Source organism: Bacillus sp. ISL-57, assembly GCF_018613135.1.
GTDB classification, from domain to species: domain Bacteria; phylum Bacillota; class Bacilli; order Bacillales; family DSM-1321; genus Peribacillus; species Peribacillus frigoritolerans.
The window spans coordinates 30,940-48,387 of sequence record NZ_JAGGQV010000004.1 but is presented as its reverse complement, the minus strand read 5'-3'; the positions used below and the strand labels follow the sequence as shown (position 1 = coordinate 48,387).

18 protein-coding genes are annotated in these 17,448 nt (G+C 41.8%); 3 read left to right on the top strand and 15 right to left on the bottom strand.

All coding sequences use genetic code 11. The annotated features are described in order from the left end of the window. Positions 1 to 583: 583 nt before the first annotated feature. Positions 584 to 766, bottom strand: a complete 183-nt coding sequence (locus J7I90_RS08620) for a hypothetical protein (protein ID WP_214770586.1) — start codon at positions 764 to 766, stop codon at positions 584 to 586. Between the two features lie 178 nt (positions 767 to 944). Here J7I90_RS08620 and J7I90_RS08615 point away from each other — a divergent pair, with 178 nt between their 5' ends. Both J7I90_RS08615 and J7I90_RS08610 read left to right on the top strand, forming a co-directional pair. Then, positions 945 to 1,178 (top strand): hypothetical protein, encoded by a 234-nt coding sequence (locus J7I90_RS08615; protein WP_214770583.1) that lies wholly within the window; start codon positions 945 to 947, stop codon positions 1,176 to 1,178. Positions 1,179 to 1,233: 55 nt separating this feature from the next. Beyond that, the gene (locus J7I90_RS08610; protein ID WP_396020418.1) at positions 1,234 to 1,881 is read left to right on the top strand and encodes a DUF2238 domain-containing protein; all 648 of its coding nucleotides are present in this window, start codon (positions 1,234 to 1,236) and stop codon (positions 1,879 to 1,881) included. 10 nt (positions 1,882 to 1,891) lie between these two features. Here J7I90_RS08610 and J7I90_RS08605 read toward each other — a convergent pair whose 3' ends face one another. The 14 genes from J7I90_RS08605 to kdgD all read right to left on the bottom strand — a co-directional run bounded on the left by J7I90_RS08605 (position 1,892) and on the right by kdgD (position 15,744). After that, positions 1,892 to 2,347: a DinB family protein gene (locus J7I90_RS08605; RefSeq protein WP_214770577.1), complete on the bottom strand. Its 456-nt coding sequence runs from the start codon at positions 2,345 to 2,347 to the stop codon at positions 1,892 to 1,894. Between the two features lie 492 nt (positions 2,348 to 2,839). Beyond that, positions 2,840 to 2,989, bottom strand: coding sequence for an FbpB family small basic protein (locus J7I90_RS08600; RefSeq protein WP_095393069.1), 150 nt, complete (start codon positions 2,987 to 2,989; stop codon positions 2,840 to 2,842). Then, positions 2,982 to 3,149, bottom strand: a complete 168-nt coding sequence (locus J7I90_RS08595; protein ID WP_214770574.1) for a Fur-regulated basic protein FbpA — start codon at positions 3,147 to 3,149, stop codon at positions 2,982 to 2,984. Before J7I90_RS08595 ends, J7I90_RS08600 begins: the two co-directional genes overlap by 8 nt. Beyond that, complete coding sequence (locus J7I90_RS08590) at positions 3,070 to 3,681, bottom strand: flavodoxin domain-containing protein (RefSeq protein ID WP_214770571.1); 612 nt, start codon at positions 3,679 to 3,681, stop codon at positions 3,070 to 3,072. The genes J7I90_RS08595 and J7I90_RS08590 overlap by 80 nt, the downstream gene beginning before the upstream one ends. A gap of 261 nt (positions 3,682 to 3,942) precedes the next feature. Beyond that, positions 3,943 to 4,545 (bottom strand): nitroreductase family protein, encoded by a 603-nt coding sequence (locus tag J7I90_RS08585; protein ID WP_214770568.1) that lies wholly within the window; start codon positions 4,543 to 4,545, stop codon positions 3,943 to 3,945. A 51-nt stretch (positions 4,546 to 4,596) separates the two neighbouring features. Beyond that, complete coding sequence (locus tag J7I90_RS08580; RefSeq protein ID WP_214770565.1) at positions 4,597 to 5,247, bottom strand: DsbA family oxidoreductase; 651 nt, start codon at positions 5,245 to 5,247, stop codon at positions 4,597 to 4,599. 247 nt (positions 5,248 to 5,494) lie between these two features. Continuing rightward, entirely contained in the window at positions 5,495 to 8,530 is a 3,036-nt protein-coding gene (locus tag J7I90_RS08575) for an efflux RND transporter permease subunit (RefSeq protein WP_214770562.1), read from the bottom strand. Positions 8,531 to 9,269: 739 nt separating this feature from the next. After that, positions 9,270 to 9,968, bottom strand: a complete 699-nt coding sequence (locus tag J7I90_RS08570) for a polysaccharide deacetylase family protein (protein WP_214770559.1) — start codon at positions 9,966 to 9,968, stop codon at positions 9,270 to 9,272. 101 nt (positions 9,969 to 10,069) lie between these two features. Further along, complete coding sequence (locus J7I90_RS08565) at positions 10,070 to 10,516, bottom strand: ASCH domain-containing protein (protein WP_214770556.1); 447 nt, start codon at positions 10,514 to 10,516, stop codon at positions 10,070 to 10,072. Between the two features lie 111 nt (positions 10,517 to 10,627). Then, complete coding sequence (locus tag J7I90_RS08560; RefSeq protein ID WP_214770553.1) at positions 10,628 to 10,948, bottom strand: hypothetical protein; 321 nt, start codon at positions 10,946 to 10,948, stop codon at positions 10,628 to 10,630. 130 nt (positions 10,949 to 11,078) lie between these two features. Next, complete coding sequence (locus tag J7I90_RS08555) at positions 11,079 to 11,531, bottom strand: GNAT family N-acetyltransferase (protein WP_214770549.1); 453 nt, start codon at positions 11,529 to 11,531, stop codon at positions 11,079 to 11,081. A 179-nt stretch (positions 11,532 to 11,710) separates the two neighbouring features. After that, positions 11,711 to 13,246 (bottom strand): galactarate dehydratase, encoded by a 1,536-nt coding sequence (garD, locus tag J7I90_RS08550; protein ID WP_214770547.1) that lies wholly within the window; start codon positions 13,244 to 13,246, stop codon positions 11,711 to 11,713. 83 nt (positions 13,247 to 13,329) lie between these two features. Beyond that, positions 13,330 to 14,793, bottom strand: coding sequence for an alpha-ketoglutaric semialdehyde dehydrogenase GucD (gucD, locus tag J7I90_RS08545; protein ID WP_214770545.1), 1,464 nt, complete (start codon positions 14,791 to 14,793; stop codon positions 13,330 to 13,332). A gap of 18 nt (positions 14,794 to 14,811) precedes the next feature. Then, positions 14,812 to 15,744 (bottom strand): 5-dehydro-4-deoxyglucarate dehydratase, encoded by a 933-nt coding sequence (gene kdgD, locus J7I90_RS08540; protein ID WP_034309652.1) that lies wholly within the window; start codon positions 15,742 to 15,744, stop codon positions 14,812 to 14,814. 319 nt (positions 15,745 to 16,063) lie between these two features. Between kdgD and J7I90_RS08535 the strand changes: the two genes are divergently transcribed. After that, complete coding sequence (locus tag J7I90_RS08535) at positions 16,064 to 17,422, top strand: MFS transporter (protein ID WP_214770543.1); 1,359 nt, start codon at positions 16,064 to 16,066, stop codon at positions 17,420 to 17,422. The last annotated feature ends 26 nt before the right edge of the window (positions 17,423 to 17,448 follow it).

The following is a 17,448-nucleotide window of genomic DNA, read 5'->3' as shown; positions in this document are numbered from 1 at the left end:
AGACTCCTGCGAAAAAGCGCGTCTAGGGAGACCCCGCAGGTACGCCGAGGAGGCTCCCTGACCGCCCGCGGAAAGCGAGTGCCTGGAGCGGAAATCAACGTTCGTTGTACAAGTCCTAGTTAAACTGTAGAAATAAGGATTTCTCCTAAAGTTTAAAAACTAAGTGAAGATTGGAACGAAAGGTGCGAGACTCCTGCGGGAAAAGCGCGTCTAGGGAGACCCCGCAGGCGCAAGCCGAGGAGGTTCCCCGACCGCCCGCGGAAAGCGAGTACCTGTAGTGGAAATCGACGTCCATTGTACAAGTCCTAGTTAAACTGTAGAAATAAGGATTTCTCCTAAAGTTTAAAAACTAAGTGAAGATTGGAACGAAAGGTGCGAGACTCCTGCGGGAAAAGCGCGTCTAGGGAGACCCCGCAGGCACAAGCCGAGGAGGCTCCCCGACCGCCCGCGGAAAGCGAGTGCTTGGAGCGGAAAACAACGTTCAAATTGTACACTCCGCAAAAAAGACTTTAGACAAACTCGCGATTTTCATCGAGATTGTCTAAAGTCTGAAACCATCCCCTATAGGAGATGATTTTGGTTTTTATTGATTTTCTGGCTGTTGTTGATTCTGCCCTGGCATCCCAGTCCCCATTCCCATCAAGTTGGTGGCAAGCGGCACCATATTTTTCATTTTCCCGCCTTTTCCGCTCAACATTTGATAAGTGGCTATACCTACTCCGACAGAAGCGACAACTGGTAAAATTTTATCCAAGTTTGCTCTCATATACATCACCTTATTTTTATAATTTTTGTCCTTTTCCTGAACTCTTATATCTTGTTCAAAAGAACCCTAAAAATTCAATTAGTTCGCTACCAAAACAATTAGTAATAAAAACATGTTATATAGGGAAAATTCTTTCAGGAGGGATATTACACAAGTACTCTTCGAATGATGTGAAATCATGCCAATGTTAGATGGGGACGGTATCAGCTTGCATTATTCTGTTAATCTTCCCACTTTACTGATCTATGGTGAAAAAGATAAACCAATGTATCGCCATGCCCATTTATTGCATGAAAAATTGCCCTATACGGAATTAAGATTCATTGATCAAGTAAAGCCCCAAATCCCTACAAAAGCGGCGAATGATTTAAATGAAAGTATTAAGCATTTTATCCAATCACAATCCGATTGATTTTTCCGATTGCAAATTTCAATCTTTTGCGATGTACATATCATAAATTTATGGAGTGAAAAAATTGGGAAGAGATAAAAGCAGACTGATTCATTTATTATTTCTATTGCTAGTCACTGCAGTTTTTATTTGGTCCGTGATCAAGCCTGAAGGATACTTGATATGGACAATGGAAGTCCTTCCTGCCGTAGTGTTTCTGATTTATGTAATGGCCACATATAATAAATTCCGCCTCACTACATTATCCTATTTCATCATTGCCGTTCTTTCAATTACCATGTTCATCGGTGCCCATTATACATATTCAAAAGTTCCTCTATTTAATTGGATAAAAGATCATTACGAACTAACCCGGAACCACTATGATCGGTTCGGGCATTTCATAAAAGGTTTATTTGCGATTGTGATTAGAGAAATAGTAATACGTAAAACCCCTCTAACAAAAGGACCGTGGTTATTTGCTGTCACAGTAAGTTTTGCGCTTGCCATTGGAGCACTCTATGAAATCATCGAATGGATAGCTGCCATCATTTCAAAAGGCAGAAAAGCTTCAAAGGACTTTTTAGGCACACAAGGTGATATTTGGGACGCCCAATGGGATATGACGTTAACCTTAATCGGCTCTATCCTCGTATTGCTCACCCTTTCCAACCTTCATGACAAGCTGTTGCGAAAAGTGAAAAATCGAATTAAAAAAGAGTGACCTTTATAGATCACTCTTTTTTAATTAGGATTTGATTGTTAATATGATGTTCCATATGTTCCAGATAGTCTTTTATTAGCCACTCCATTGATTTTAGTTGATTATTTCCTATATCACAAAGATTAGATAATCTATCATTTGGTGTATTCGTTATTATATGAACGATTTGCTTATTTAAAGCACAAAAAAGGTTAACGATCTCCTCCAATGGTCGCTCTTGGTAATTCTGGACTAATACCCATTGGTCTTGATTATATGATTGTATAACATATGGGTGTTCTTCGTACTGAATCTTGATGAACCTATTCATATTGTTCAAGGCAGAATCGCATAGATGTCCTAAAATCTCTTTTTTGGACCATTTGTGTGGCATTGGTCGATGATTCAATTCTTTTTCTGTCATCCGGTTGAACTCTTCAGGTATGAAGCCTATCCAATGATTGATTCCATCTATTACATTTTTCAATTTGCACTCCTCCTAAGGTTTACATTAAGGATTTTTATTCGGTAACCAATCGGAAAATACCTCCTTCTTTTGTTGAATATAATCAACATCGTTCAATAACGGAACCAAAAGAAAAAACCGAAATCAAAAAAGGATTTCGGTTCAGACTATAGAGTTTTACATGCAGTTTTTTTCTAAAAGACATGCCAGTGATTTCAGAAATCCGCTCCCTTTCCGCCGACTGTCTGCCAAGCCCTATCAAAGCAAGCCAGTTTTTCTGCAGGAGTTTCTTCCATCCATTAAGGGATTACAGGAAAAAACAAGAAGGATAACCTTGTCTTAAACATGGTTGTAATGAGACGAGCCAGCAGTTTTTTCTTTTAAGTTGATTGGAATGTTCGAGACTCCAGGGGAAAGCGTATCCAAGCCGTGGCCCCCACACGCGCAAAGAACGCCGAGGGCGGATCACCCTTGGAATGCTAGTGACTGGAGCACCGTTCAAATTTTGACCATTCATGATTGTACTTGCTTACTGCCCTTTTTTTCATTGATGGCTTTTTGGTCGATTTTTGTATAGATGCGTTCTACTTCAATTTTGTCATGCAACAGAAGCTCGCGGTTTTCTTTTAGCAGTTCAGTATAAGACTTCCTTCTCCTAGACATTTTTTAATTCACCTCTCAAGTGATTGAATTCCTTCTGTAAAACTACGATCGGAAGCTCGTATAATTGTTTATTATATTTTTTAAAAATCCCGAATTTCAGAAGTTCTTGTATAAGTTCCTCTTTTTTTGCTTCTCCCTTTGTACTTAATTGGGCATTCATCAAGGACCCTCCTTAACAAAAATACAGACTTTTGGTATTTGGGGCTGCCTAGCATCCGATCCCACATGAAGAATCTCCACTTCTTCCTATTGCTTCCCCATATAAGGGCATGCTCTGCAAAATCTTCGCATTTCCTTAATTGTTCGTATGTACTGCTTTCGTGGTGTATTTTCAACACTTGATCATATACATCAAATCCAAATCGCTTCATTTTATCGGAAAGGATACCTATCGCGGCGCAGGGTTTCGAATGGTTCAGATCGCCGGCACCAAAGAATGCAACTTTCACTCCAGCAAAGTCCACTTGGTCAATTTCTTCATAAAACTCGTTTGCTTCATACGGTAAATCTTCAAGATTCCATGTATATAAACCGATAAAGGCCAAATCAAAATCCTTTAAAGCATCAACTTCAACCGTATCCAATCTTTCCATATATACTTCACAGCCGACAGCCTTCATTCTATTCTTAATGTTTATAGCCATTTTCTCGGTATTACCGGATAAACTGACATAACCAATGAATACCTTCATCTATATCACCTTCCTAATTGAGAATTAATTTCATTACACATATCAATATAAATGAAAATGATTCTCATTGTCAATTATTTACCTCCGCTATTATATGTTGATGAATATCAGGAACGTATATTTCAGCTTCACTTTCCCTGTTTCTGTAATGCTGCTGGGACGTTCAAACCATTCCTCAAAAAAAGAGCCCTTTTTACTCATAGAGTAAACGGGCTTTTGATTAATCTAATAATCTATTATCCTAAATCTTTTATCTTATCATTAATAAAATTTCACAATATCTTCGAAAGGCAGGAACGTTTTTTCTCCTGGCTGTTCATTCGGCTCACCAAATGGCATTTGAGCTATCAACGACCATTTCCCTGGAAGTTCCCAAGTCTTCATCACTTCTTCATCAATGATCGGATTATAATGCTGTAAAGATGCCCCTATGCCTTCCGCTGTTAATGTCATCCATATTGCATACTGCAGCATGGCGCTTCCTTGATGGGACCAATATGGAAACTGTTCCTTATAGGAGGGGGCTTTTTCTTGCATTTGTGCTATCGTTTCCTGATTTTCAAAGAATAGAATGGTTCCCACTCCATCACGAAATCCTTGCAATCTTTCCACAGTAGCCGCAAAGCTCTCTTCCGGGACACGGGAACGAAGTGTTCCCTTTACAATATCCCAGAACCTTTCATGCTGGTCATCCATCACAACCACCACTCGTCCGCTTTGCATATTAAATGAAGTTGGTGCATGTAAAGCGATTTCTAACAATTCATTGATTCTTTCTTTCGATATATTATCGTTCTTTTTCACCTTACGGATGGAACGGCGATTGATGATTGCTGCTTTTACATTTGTTGTAGTTGCTGACATTTTGAGTCCTCCAAATTTATGTTTCATTTCATTTTATTTAATAGGAGGCTTTTAGCAATTCCCCTTACCATCACATTGCAAGCCATCAAATTCATTCCGTTTATTTTTGGCTTCTTCCTTCTCGATGACTTGCGCTAACCGTTCTTTGCTAGCTAGTCCTTGAATGACTTCATCACCAATAATAAACGTCGGGACAGCCCTGATATCTGCTTCTTCATAAGCATGTTTGAGTGCTTGTTGGTGCACTTCCCGATACTTTCGTGACACTAACGCTTCTCTAAAGGCATCTACAGGAAGCTCAACTTCACCCGCTAATTTTGTCAATACTTCAATATCTTCAATATTTTGTTCCTCTTGAAAAAATGCGGTAAATACTCTGTTGTGGAATTCATTCCCTTTTCCGTGCTCCTTTGCAAAATGGCAGCCTTCGAATGCCAAATGTGTATATGGATGCGGGGAGACACGGGGTAAACGCATATCAACCCCTAGTTTTTTCGCAACAGGAAGAATGTAGGAATCCCATGAATTCAACTTATCAGGTTCCTTCCATGGATCAATTTTCGTATATGGACTCGGACGCAATTCAAATGGCATCCATTCCACTTCTACATCCTTTTCCTTCACGATTTCGTCCAAAGGCCCTTTACCTAAAAAACAAAATGGACAAATAAAATCAGAATACGCTTTAATTTTCACTGTCATCATATATACCCTCACTTTTCAGTATCAGTTAAACTTGTAACCAAACTAGTTACAATATAGAGCAAAAAAAATCAATATAATTACATGGCATTCAATACCTGTACAGTCGATCGCTTCCTGCGATTGTTTACCACCTGCTGTAATCATTTTAGTTACAGGAAGGAGGAAAGTCAACCATTATTTTAAATAAAAAAAGTTTGTAAAGAAACTGTTGCTTTTCTCTACAAACTTTTTTATTAAAACTTCCTTACATCTCGATTTGTTCGTTAACGGGTTCTCTCTTTTTCCTTCTCTGTTTTTTCGATTTTTTATAGTACAGCAATTCGTATATACATGGAATGACGATCAGTGTGAGCATTGTGGAAACAGCTAGCCCGCCAATGACAACGATCGCCAAGCTTTGTGAAACCAAGCTTCCTGTTTCCGCCTTTTTATATAAAAGCGGCAGCATGGCACAAATCGTTGCTACAGCCGTCATTATGATCGGACGGAATCTTGTGGCTGTCGCTTCGACGATTGCATCACGGATGATCATTTTTTCTTCGTTTTGTTTGACTCGATCCAGAAGCACAATCGCGTTTGTCACAACAATTCCTATTAACATGAGAGCACCCAGCAGTGCTGTAATATCAACTGGAATTCGACTGATGACCAATCCTAAAACCGCTCCAATGGCAGCGAATGGCAAGGAAAATAGAATGGCAATCGGTGCTTTGATCGATTTAAAGGTTATAACCATGATTAAAAAGACAATCCCGATCGATATTAACATTGTAAGGAATAAATCGGAAAAATCATCTGTCTGCTGAGCACTGGCTCCGCCGACTAAAATCTCTACATCATCCGGAATATCAAGGCCTTTATTCTCTTTATCTCCAAATATCTCAAGGTTTATTTTGCTTGCAATATCGGACAGCTTAGCCGGATCGACTGTTGCCGTTAATTGGAGATATGTTTCTCCATCCTTATGGAACTGCGTTGTTGCGCTCTCTTCGCTCTTTAAAGAAGCAACTTTTGACACTGGGGCTAGACCCCCGTCTGTCATGATCGGAATGCTTTTTAAATCCTTTGGTTTTTTAGGGTCCAAGATTGGTTCAAGGACGACAGGTGTTTGCTTATCCTGTAAAGTTATATGGCCGATAGGCGTTTTGTTAAGCATGATACCCAATTGTTGGCCTATTTGTTCTGTATTGCCTTTAGCCGGATCTACCGTGAATGAATAAATGGTTTTCTTTTCATCCTGGTTCGTTGTAATCTCTTCGATTCCTTTAATATCCTGAATTCTTTCTTTGACATTATTGGCCGTCCGTTCCAAATCTTCAGCATTACTGCCGATCACATCTATCGTAATGTTCGTCTTTGATGCTCCCGCCATAAAGGAAGAGGCTTGGGCCGTAAGCTTCGCATCAGGATAGTTTTCTTGTTCCTTTTCCATTTTTTTCAGGATTGCATCTACATTTGCTTTATCCTTTACCAGGATGCCGAAAATCGCTTCTGTAGGTGATGCGACTTCGCCATATTGTGCTGTCTCGGCAGAGTTTCCTAATTGCATGAAAATATTATCCACTTCATTCATACCCTGCATCGTTTCTTCGAGTTCAATCGCTTTTTCCTTTACTGTCTCATAGGGCTGGTCATTTGGATAAGTTAATGTCACGGAGACATAGTCTGCTGAAGAATTATCAATCGCCCCTTTTGGCATGGCAAAATATGTACCAATGGAACCGACAAACAACAGCATCGCAACAATCAGGACAACCCATTTATGGTTTAGTGACCAAGTAACCAGCTTCGTAAAACGCTTGGCCGGTCGATGTTTTGGCAGCTCCGTCCTTTTCAGCAATCCTGCGCTCATTAACGGAACAACTGTCAATGCCACAATTAATGAAGCCAGCAAAGAATAAGTGACAGTCAAAGCAAAAGGAAGAAGAAACTCCTGAAGCCCTCCATTCAATAAAGCAACCGGCAAGAAAACGGCTACAGTCGTAAGGGTTGAAGCTGTGATTGCCACTCCCACTTCTTTTGTTGCATCCATCACCAAATCGACTGAAATCTTCTCCTGCTGCATTTTCCGGAAAATGTTTTCAATAACGACAATACTATCATCCACCAAGCGCCCGATCGCTACAGCGACACCGCCCAGCGTCAAAATATTCAGCGTCACTCCCGACAATGACAGCAAAAATAACGTAAATCCAAGAGATAGCGGTATGGAAACGATTGTAATGAATGTAGATCGTACATTCCGTAAAAAGACCATGATTACAATCGTAGCGAATAGCGCACCCAGCAGAACTTCTTTCACCATCGTCTGAACGGACGTCTCCACCATATCAGCTGTAGATAAATAAATGGTCGATTTCTGGTCACTATACTTTTCATTAATTTCTTTTGCTACTTTTTCAACCTCTTTACTGATTGTGACAGCATTTGATTGACTGTCCTTGATAATGCTTAAATCAATGCTTTCCTTTCCATTAAAACGACTGATGAGGTTGCCATCATTCGCTTCTTTAACTTTTGCTATCTCTCCAAGTGCGACATTAGGAGTGACCTTCAGCGCTTCTAATTTTTCAATACTTGTTAAATCACCAATCACCTTGATGTTACTTGCCTTCCCATCAATCACTCTTTCGCCTACGGCCAGAGCTGCATTCTGACCGTTAAGGACGCTCATGACATCTTGAATGGAGACTTTCTTTTTAGCCAATTCTTCATTATCCACTTTGACTGAAAGAATGGATTGTGAAACCCCGAATGTCTGTACATCCGAAACCCCTTTTATATCTTTATACAAAGGCTCTAATTCTTTCTTGGCAAAGTCTATATTTTCAGCTGTTAACCCATCCTTAAAAGTAACTGATACAAATGAAATGGGAATCATTGATGTATTTAACTGTGAAACAGTAGGCTTTGCCATGCTTTGCGGCAATGCCACACTGCCTAAAGCTTCCTGAACATCCAGTTTCGCTTGTTTCATATCCGATTCGGCTTCAAAGAATAGATCTACTTTTGAAAAACCATCTCCAGTGGTGGAGTATATGGATTTCTTCCCTTTAACTCCCGTAACTGCCCTTTCAATCGGATCTGTAACTTGTGCTTCCATTGTTTTCGAATCGGTGCCCTGCCCCATTGTGATAATCGTAACTTGTGGATTATCGGCAGATGGTAAAAATTCCATCGGCAGTTTAAAATAACTGACAACTCCTATCATCAAAATAAATATGGTTACCAATGAAACGGCAGCCTTGTTCTTGAACGACCACTTAGTAAAAAACTCCACGCACTAATCACCCCTGAATAAAATTTAGAAGAAAATAATTCCATTTCAAATCTTACCATATATTACTAATGTTGGAGTGTTAATTTTTTATTGATTTTTATATTTTTTTATGTCTATCGATGCGGAGAACTTTTTCCACATAAAAAAAGGCTGCACAGCAGCCTCCAGTTTTTAGACAAAAGGGGTTCTAAATTTCAAAACAAAGTTGATTGGAACGTAAGGTACGAGACTCCTGCGGGAAAAACGTGTCCAGGGGAGACCCCGCAGGCGCAAAGGCGCCGAGGAGGCTCCCGGACCGCCCGCGGAAAGCGAGTGCCTGGAGTGGAAATCAACGTTCAAAATGCACAAACCTAAAAAATGAAGAAACTCGATTATTTATACCCTCTGATAAAAAGCATAACGATAGCCAAAACCATTATCCCGATAAGCAATAACGGGCCTATGCCCGAGCTATAAACGAAGTATACCGTGATGTGGCGAAAAAAGAGCACCACAAGAAATAGGAATAACAGGAAACCCAAAATCATGATCAGAGCGGTGTTTTTATTCCGATACAAGTAACCAGCCCCATTTTAATAGCTTTATTTCCACTAAGGAAAAAATTCATGCGAATCCAGGCCCTAACAACAACCTTCCGTTAAGAAACAATATGCAGCCCATGTTTTGTACTATTCTTTATATCAAATAAAAAAGGGCTGCCGCAGCAACCCGATTCTTCGAAAATCCTCTGGACCAAAAACTACATTTCCTGAAGTTCATTGACCGTCACAAACGTATACCCTTCGTTCGTTAACTCTCGTAAGATCCCTTCAATTGCCTGCAGCTCTTTACCCGTATCATCATACATCGGATGCATCAGGATGATCGAACCTGGTTTTATATTTTCCTTCACATACTTCACTTTGTCAGAAGCGGTAGTGTAATAGCTATCTGGTTCCAGATCCCAGGTAATGGTCTCTCTATCATTTTTATTTAAATAATAAGGCAAACCTATGATTTTTTTCCCGTTTGGAGGCCGGACATCAATTTCACCCTTATATCCGGCGTCCTGAATCAATTTATCCGTTTTCTCGATTTCCTCCTTGATATAAGAAGGCGATTTAAACACCATCCGCCTGTGCGAATACGTATGATTCCCAATCTGATGTCCCGCTTCCGCTATTTTCCCAGCTTCCTCCGGATACTTTTCGATTTCGTTACCGATCAGGAAGAATGTAGCTTTCGCATCGTATTTAGCCAACAACGGCAAAATCTCATTTACATTCTTCGATGGGCCATCATCAAAAGTCAAAGCGACCACTTTTTCATTCGTCTCGACATGATCCGTTAATCCACCGAACACCTGATAGATTCTCGAATTCATTAATTTATACGTACCAAGCAACAGCAGGAAAACAACCAGGATTCCCAAGCCAATGAAAATCAGTTTCTTTTTCATGCAAATACCTATCTTTCTATAAGTTTTTTAATCCAATGACCTATTATAGCAAATCACTGAAAGAAAATACTTATTGCTCTATCCGACCGAGCCGTCCACACTCACTTTACATGTATCAATTCAAAACGCTCACACACCAGCAGCATATCTTCTTTAAAGGTGTGGCCGATTTTGTCCAGTTCTTCTTTAAAAAATTTCTCATGGGCATCCCACCAGTAAGTATAGGTACGATCTCCTTCCCCTTCCGCAATCGCAAACTCTTCACTCACTTCATTCATGGGCAATACTTCGACTTTCACTGTTTGTATGATGGCTAAGGGCAAATCCTCACTGCTTAAAATAATGCTGTAATCACCCACGGATGGTAATGGTTCATTTTCCTCTCCGTAAAAAACATACCCAGAGCATGTAGCCGTTTTTATCCCATCCATCACTAATTGAGCCAAATCATCGGGATCGGCCCCGAATTGCCATGCACTGACTGACTGAGGTTTTTCTTCTTTCCCTTGCCAATATTCATTCCAATATAATTCCGCTTTGACATTCATTCTATGATTCTCCATTCTGTTTTGCAGCTCCACTGAGCATCACGAAAGGTTCAATTGGTTCAACTCCAAACAATCTTCAAGCAAAACTCAGTAACTCTACCAAGGCAACTGCTAATTTGATCTGCGGGGCCATTCTATTTCACCCGTTAACAACAAAGTGATGATGATTACCCAAAATATAAAGAATGATGAGGAGAAAACCAATGATATGATGGAAATCATGTTTTTCTCCGTTTTTTTCAAAATTCCCATGACAGAGAGGACGATGCCGGCAACCGTAAGGAAAAGTGTGATATAACCACCAGTCAAGTTTCCGATATTCACCATTCTGATAGGTGTAATAAAAACAGTAAAAAAGCAAATGATTCCAATGATGAATGAAGTAAAACTAATTACACCGTACCTTTTCTGAATACAAGCTTCGTTTTCCATCGAGCTCACCCCTTTCATCAGTTTTTAAAGCCTATATACATCTTACATCTATTAATATCTCACGCATAATTTTAACATATAATGCCAGATGAATTGATCTGCACAGAAAATGGGGACAAAAGACCGTATATTAAAGCTTCATTTTCATGCCTTCATGAGTGGCTTTGAACCCTAACCGTTCATAAAATCGCAGCGCTTCTTCCCGCTTTTTATCGGTCGTGAGCTGAATGATATGGCAGTCCCGCTTCTTTGCACGGTCAATCGCATATTGAATCAACTTGCTGCCAATGCCTTTCCCCCGTTCTGAGGATGCTGTCCGAACTCCTTCGATCGTAGCTCTCCAGCCGCCTTGATGGGTAATATAAGGTGTGAACGTGATTTGCTGCACTCCAACGATTTCCTCACCAAGGCATGCAACGATCAATTCATTATTTTCATCTCCATCAATGGATTCAAATGCTTTTAGATAGCTGTCAGGAAGCGGGTTTTCATATCGCTCCCTCTCCCTCCCCAATGCATCATCCGCAAGCATCCTTACGATTTCACTTAAGTCTTCTGCTGTCGCATTCCTGAATGTGATCATGGTATCCCTCCCCTTATTTGTACTTCCGTATCACCCTGATGAAAATCAATCGTTCATTAATAACTTCTGCCAATAATCCGGCGCTCCTCTTTTCTGGAGTAAAAGTAATGCAACTGTAAAAATTGGACCAGCAAAAAAAAGGACCCCCTATAAAAGGAAGCCCTTCAATTCATTCACTATTAGGTAATTGGCGCAGGATTGAACAGCGCCAAATCATTATGCAGGCCCCAATGCTCTGCCCAGGTTTTCTTTTTACCGCTGGCCACTTCCAGAATAAGGTGAAATATTTCCCACCCGACTTCCTCTATGGTCGCTTCACCAGTAGCGATCGTTCCAGCATTTATATCGATCAGATCTTTCCATTGCTCGGTCAATGTATTTCGGGTAGATACTTTGATGACGGAAGCCATTGCCAGATTATAAGGTGTGCCTCTTCCAGTTGAAAAAACTTGAAGGTGCATGCCGGAAGCTAGCTGAAGCGTTCCGCAAACAAAGTCACTAGCTGGTGTAGCAGCAAAAATCAGCCCTTTTTCCGTTGCTTTTTCCCCTGGAGCCAGTACGCCAGAAATGGGGCTGCCTCCGGATTTGGCAATGGAGCCTAATGATTTTTCCACTACATTGGCCAACCCGCCCTTTTTGTTTCCTGGCGACGGATTGGCGCTTCGGTCGGCATCACCTAAAGCAAGGTAATTATCATACCAATCCATTTCCTTTATTAAAGCTCTCCCCACTTCTTCATTCACTGCACGAGGCGTTAATAGATGAATCGCATCCCGTACTTCTGTGACCTCGGAAAATAGAACGGTTGCCCCTGCCCTGACCAACAGATCTGTGGCATATCCTATGGCAGGGTTAGCTGTGACACCAGAGAATGCATCACTTCCTCCGCACTGGGTACCGATGACTAATTCGGAAACCGGAAATGTCTCGCGCTTCCGGCGGTTCAACTTGATTAAACGTTCCTCGGCCATTTCTATAATGGATTGGACCATTCCCGCAAAACCCTGCTGATCCTGAAGTGAAATGATATCTGAATCGTCCCCGCATGGATTTATTCTCATCGGAGACAGTTTTTCACACCCCAGTCCAACTACCAAGGCTTCCCCGCCGAAATTCGGGTGTTTCGCAAGGTTTTGTATCGTGCGAATGGGAATGACCGCTTCCGGTGCATTGATAGCGACTCCGCATCCATAGTTGTGATTTATGGCGAAAACATCATCAACATTGGGATACTTCGGGAGTAGCTCTTTTTTTATCCGGTTCACGACGAAATCCAGCACGCCCACTACACATTGGACGCTTGTTGTGATGCCCAATATATTCTTGGTTCCAACACTGCCATCTTCATTACGGTACCCTTGGAATGTATACCCTTCAAGCGGGGGTAAAGTTTCCGGAATATCATTTGCTACCGGCAATTCCTTTAAATCCGGAGAAGACGGAAGTATCACCAGTGATTCGTCAATCCAACATCCCTTACTGATTGATTTAGCCGCATAACCGATAACTTCCCCATAGCGTATGATGGCTTCATTCTCGACTATGTCCATTAAAGCCACTTTGTGGCCTTGTGGCACTCTTTCTTTCAATTCAAGTCCACAAGGGAATACGGTTCCTTGATCCAAGCCTCCCGTATTAACCACGATGGCGACATTGTCGATCCCATTCACCTTAATATAAAGCGGTACCTCCGTCAGTTGCGTTTTCGTATCCACTTCACCACTCCTTCATTCTAAAAAAGCAAACAGACATCTCTAAACATAATGCCGTTAATTTTCAGAAATACTGTTTTTTCCCCTTATTTGACAAACACCGTTTTAATGGAAGTAAAAAACTCTTTTGCTGCTTCTCCTTGTTCCCTGGAGTGGGAGCTGGAGTTTTTCATGCCGCCAAATGGCGCCTGTAATTCAACGCCTGCGCTCTCGGCGTTGACCCTGATCAATCCAGCTTCCATATCATTAACAAATGAAAGCAGATGTTTGATATTGGCTGTGAAAATCGAAGCACTAAGGCCATATTCCACGCTGTTCGCAAGTTGCAGGGCTTCTTCAACTGAATCAGCTTTCAATAAGGCAATCACCGGACCAAAAATTTCCTCCTGTACAATTGTCATGTCTGACGTACAATTATCAAAAATAGTCGGTTCTACATAAAAGCCATTTGCTTGAGGGCCTTCTTCAGCGCGCTTCCCGCCAATTAGAAGTGCAGCGCCTTCTTCCACACCTTTTTCGATATAGGAAAGAACCGTATTCAATTGACTCTCGCTGGCACATGGTCCCATCCATGTCCCGCTGTCCAATCCATCCCCGATGGAAATGCCTTTCGTTTCCTTCACCAGCAGCTGCTTGAACTCTTCATAAACTTCAGCTGCAACGATGACACGGCTTGTCGCGGTACATTTTTGCCCAGTTGAACGGAACGCACCTGTAATGACTGCTTCTACAGCCAGGTTAAGATCCGCATCCGCTGCAACGAGCACCGGGTTTTTCCCGCCCATTTCAAGCTGGTATTTCGCTCCGCGTGCTAACGCCGCTTGTCCAATCCTTTTTCCGACGCCGTTTGAGCCGGTAAAGGTAATCCCGTTTATATCTTCGTGATCGGCGATGCCCTGCCCTATGACACTGCCCGGCCCTGTAACCATATTGACAACACCCGCCGGGAAACCGGCCTCTTCAAAACACTCCATGATTTTCGCACAGGTGATGGCCGTCTCGGTGGCTGGCTTCACCACAATCGTATTCCCATATACGAGGGCAGGAGCCATCTTCCAGATTGGGATGGCAATCGGGAAATTCCAAGGTGTAATGACGCCGACAACACCAAGCGGAACGCGCGTCGTGAACATAAGCGCTGAACTGTCGGTGGATGGAATGACATCCCCCACCTTACGCATTCCTTCTCCTGCATAGTATTTCAGGATCGCGATGCCGCGTGCCGTTTCCCCTTTTGTTTCAGCAAATGTCTTGCCCATTTCCCGTGTTGCACATTCTGCGATTTCATCAATCCGCTTTTCAAGAATTTGCGCTGCTTTATACAGATACTCCCCGCGCTCTGAACCAGCTAGTTTGCGCCATTTATCTTTCGCCTTTTTCGCTGCTTCCACTGCCAGGTCCAAGTCTTCCTTGGTGGATTTTTGTACATAACCGACAATTGCCTGTTTATCAGCCGGGTTTAAACTTTTTTCAACTTCATTTGAAATGGAAGCAACCCATTCACCGTTAATATAGTTAAGATACGTTTTTGTTTGGACTGTAGTTATCATATATAATCCCCACCCTTATTAGATTGATTGAATTGGTGTTTCTTTTGGAAAACGATCTAAAGCATTCTCCAATATCGTTTGCATTTCTGCATAATGTTCTTTTTCCACCGGAAGAATCGGTAATCTGACTGTTTGCCCAACCGGCATTCCCATAATCTCCATACCTGCTTTAATGAGAGAAACGGCATACCCTTTTCGCTGACGGCGAATGTTGTTGATCGGCATGATGACCTGCTGGTAAATTTCATTGACCGTTTCTTGATCCCCGCTCAAAATGCCGTTATAGAACTTTCGTGAGATATGCGGGATGTAATTGGATATCGCCGATGAATAGGAATCAAAGCCAAGTGGAACGTATGCAGACATGGTAACTTCCGCAAGCGGCATTCCGTTCAGCCAGCCGAAACGTTTTCCGAAGGTTTGTGTAAGGAGTCCATTCAACTCCATATTGCCCAGACCGTCTTTGACGCCGACTACCTGCGGGACCTCAGCAAGCGCTTCCAAAGTTGAAAGTGAAAATGCCACATTATCACGCTGATATACGATGGAATTCAAGTCTGTACTCTCTGCGATGGCTTTGAAATAAGCCGACAGACCTGCCTGTTCTCCAGTAACGAGATATGGAGGTAATATTAAATAACCATCTGCCCCTTTATCCGCAGATATTCTGGCAAGTTCGAGGGAAGTTTGAATATTCCCGCCTACCCCTGTGTATACAGGTACTTTTCCAGCGGTGACGGATACGGCTACCTCAACCATCGCTTCATATTCCTCTTTACTTAACGATGGATATTCCGCTGCTGCGCATGCCACGAAAATAGCTTCTAGTCCCTCATCTAATAAAAATTGGATATTTTGGGCGAGTGCTTGTTCATCAAGCTTATTACTCGTTGTGAATGGTGCCACGGGAAATCCGAGAATTCCTTTAGGCGCCTTGCGGATCTTATTCATTTTTTATTCCCCCTTGTGTATTATTGTTTTATTGTAAGACAAATACACCATCTGGTCAATTGTATTTTTTTTATTTTCTGAAAAATGAAGCACTACTTCATCCCTCGATAATTTCGCTTCTAATATATACAAAAAAACACGATAATGAAGGAGCTAAAATGAAAAAACTTTTAAGAAAAAAGCCATTGACAAACAATTTTATTTGTCTTACCATTGGACAAAACTAAATATTAAGAATTTTCACGAAGGAGGAAACGGTTAACATTGTAAGCGGTATCAATTAGAAAATATAATAAAATACGATTAAGGAAGTGAGTATATGAACGCTGAAGAAAAAGCTTTTCAACCATCTCCTAAACTGCCAAGTGCCCAGAAAAAAACACGCACACGATGGTTCATTGTCTTTATGCTCTTTTTGGTTACAGCCCTGAATTATGCGGATCGTGCGACGCTATCCATTGCGGGGACGGACATGTCTGGTCAGCTTGGTCTCGATTCAGTCATGATGGGCTATGTTTTCTCCGCTTTCGCTTGGTCTTATGTAGCTGGACAAATTCCGGGCGGATGGCTTTTAGACCGTTTTGGGTCGAAAAAAGTTTACTTTTGGAGTATCACGTTATGGTCTACCTTTACGCTTTTACAAGGGTTTCTCGGTTTTTTCGGTTCTGCGGGAACGGCTGTCATCGTATTGTTCGGACTGCGCTTCTTAGTTGGATTGGCGGAAGCCCCTTCCTTTCCGGCCAACAGCCGCATCGTTGCCACCTGGTTCCCAAGCCATGAACGCGGAACCGCGGCTGCCACTTTCAATTCGGCCCAGTATTTTGCAACCGTTCTCTTTGCACCGATCATGGGTTACATTACGTATAAATTCGGTTGGGAATACGTCTTCTTCTTTATGGGTGCTTTAGGAATCATCGTTGCTTTCATCTGGCTGAAAACGATTTATGGCCCAAAGGAACATCCTCGCATCAACAAAGCTGAGCTTGAATATATCGAAGCGGGCGGCGCTTTGATCAATATGGATCAAACCAGTACAAATAAGGAGGAAAAGAAAGGCGTCAACTGGAATCATATTAAGCAGCTTTTATCAAATCGCATGCTGTTAGGTGTTTATCTCGGACAATATTGCATTACGACGTTAACGTACTTTTTCCTGACATGGTTTCCTGTGTACCTAGTGCAAGAAAGGGGCATGACCATTCTTGAAGTTGGATTCGTCGCTTCCCTTCCGGCCATTTGCGGATTTTTTGGCGGCATTCTCGGAGGGACATTCTCGGATTTCTTGTTACGGAAGGGATTCTCATTGACTGTCGCCCGAAAAGTGCCGATTGTTGTTGGGATGATTCTATCGATGAGCTTGGTGGCAGCAAACTATGTAGATACGGAATGGGTTGTCATTTTCGTTATGGCCCTTGCGTTTTTCGGTAAAGGATTCGGGGCACTCGGCTGGGCGGTAGTGGCCGATACCTCACCAAAGGAAATGTCAGGTGTCAGCGGCGGGCTTTTCAATACATTCGGTAACATTGCCGGCATTACAACACCGATTATCATCGGATATATCATTGCCACGACAGGGTCGTTTAATGGTGCGCTAGTCTTTGTATGTGCCAATGCTCTTGTCGCGATTTTAAGTTATTTATTCCTAGTTGGTGAAATTAAACGTGTAAAATTACAATAAACTAAATATTCTGATATAGGAGGAAA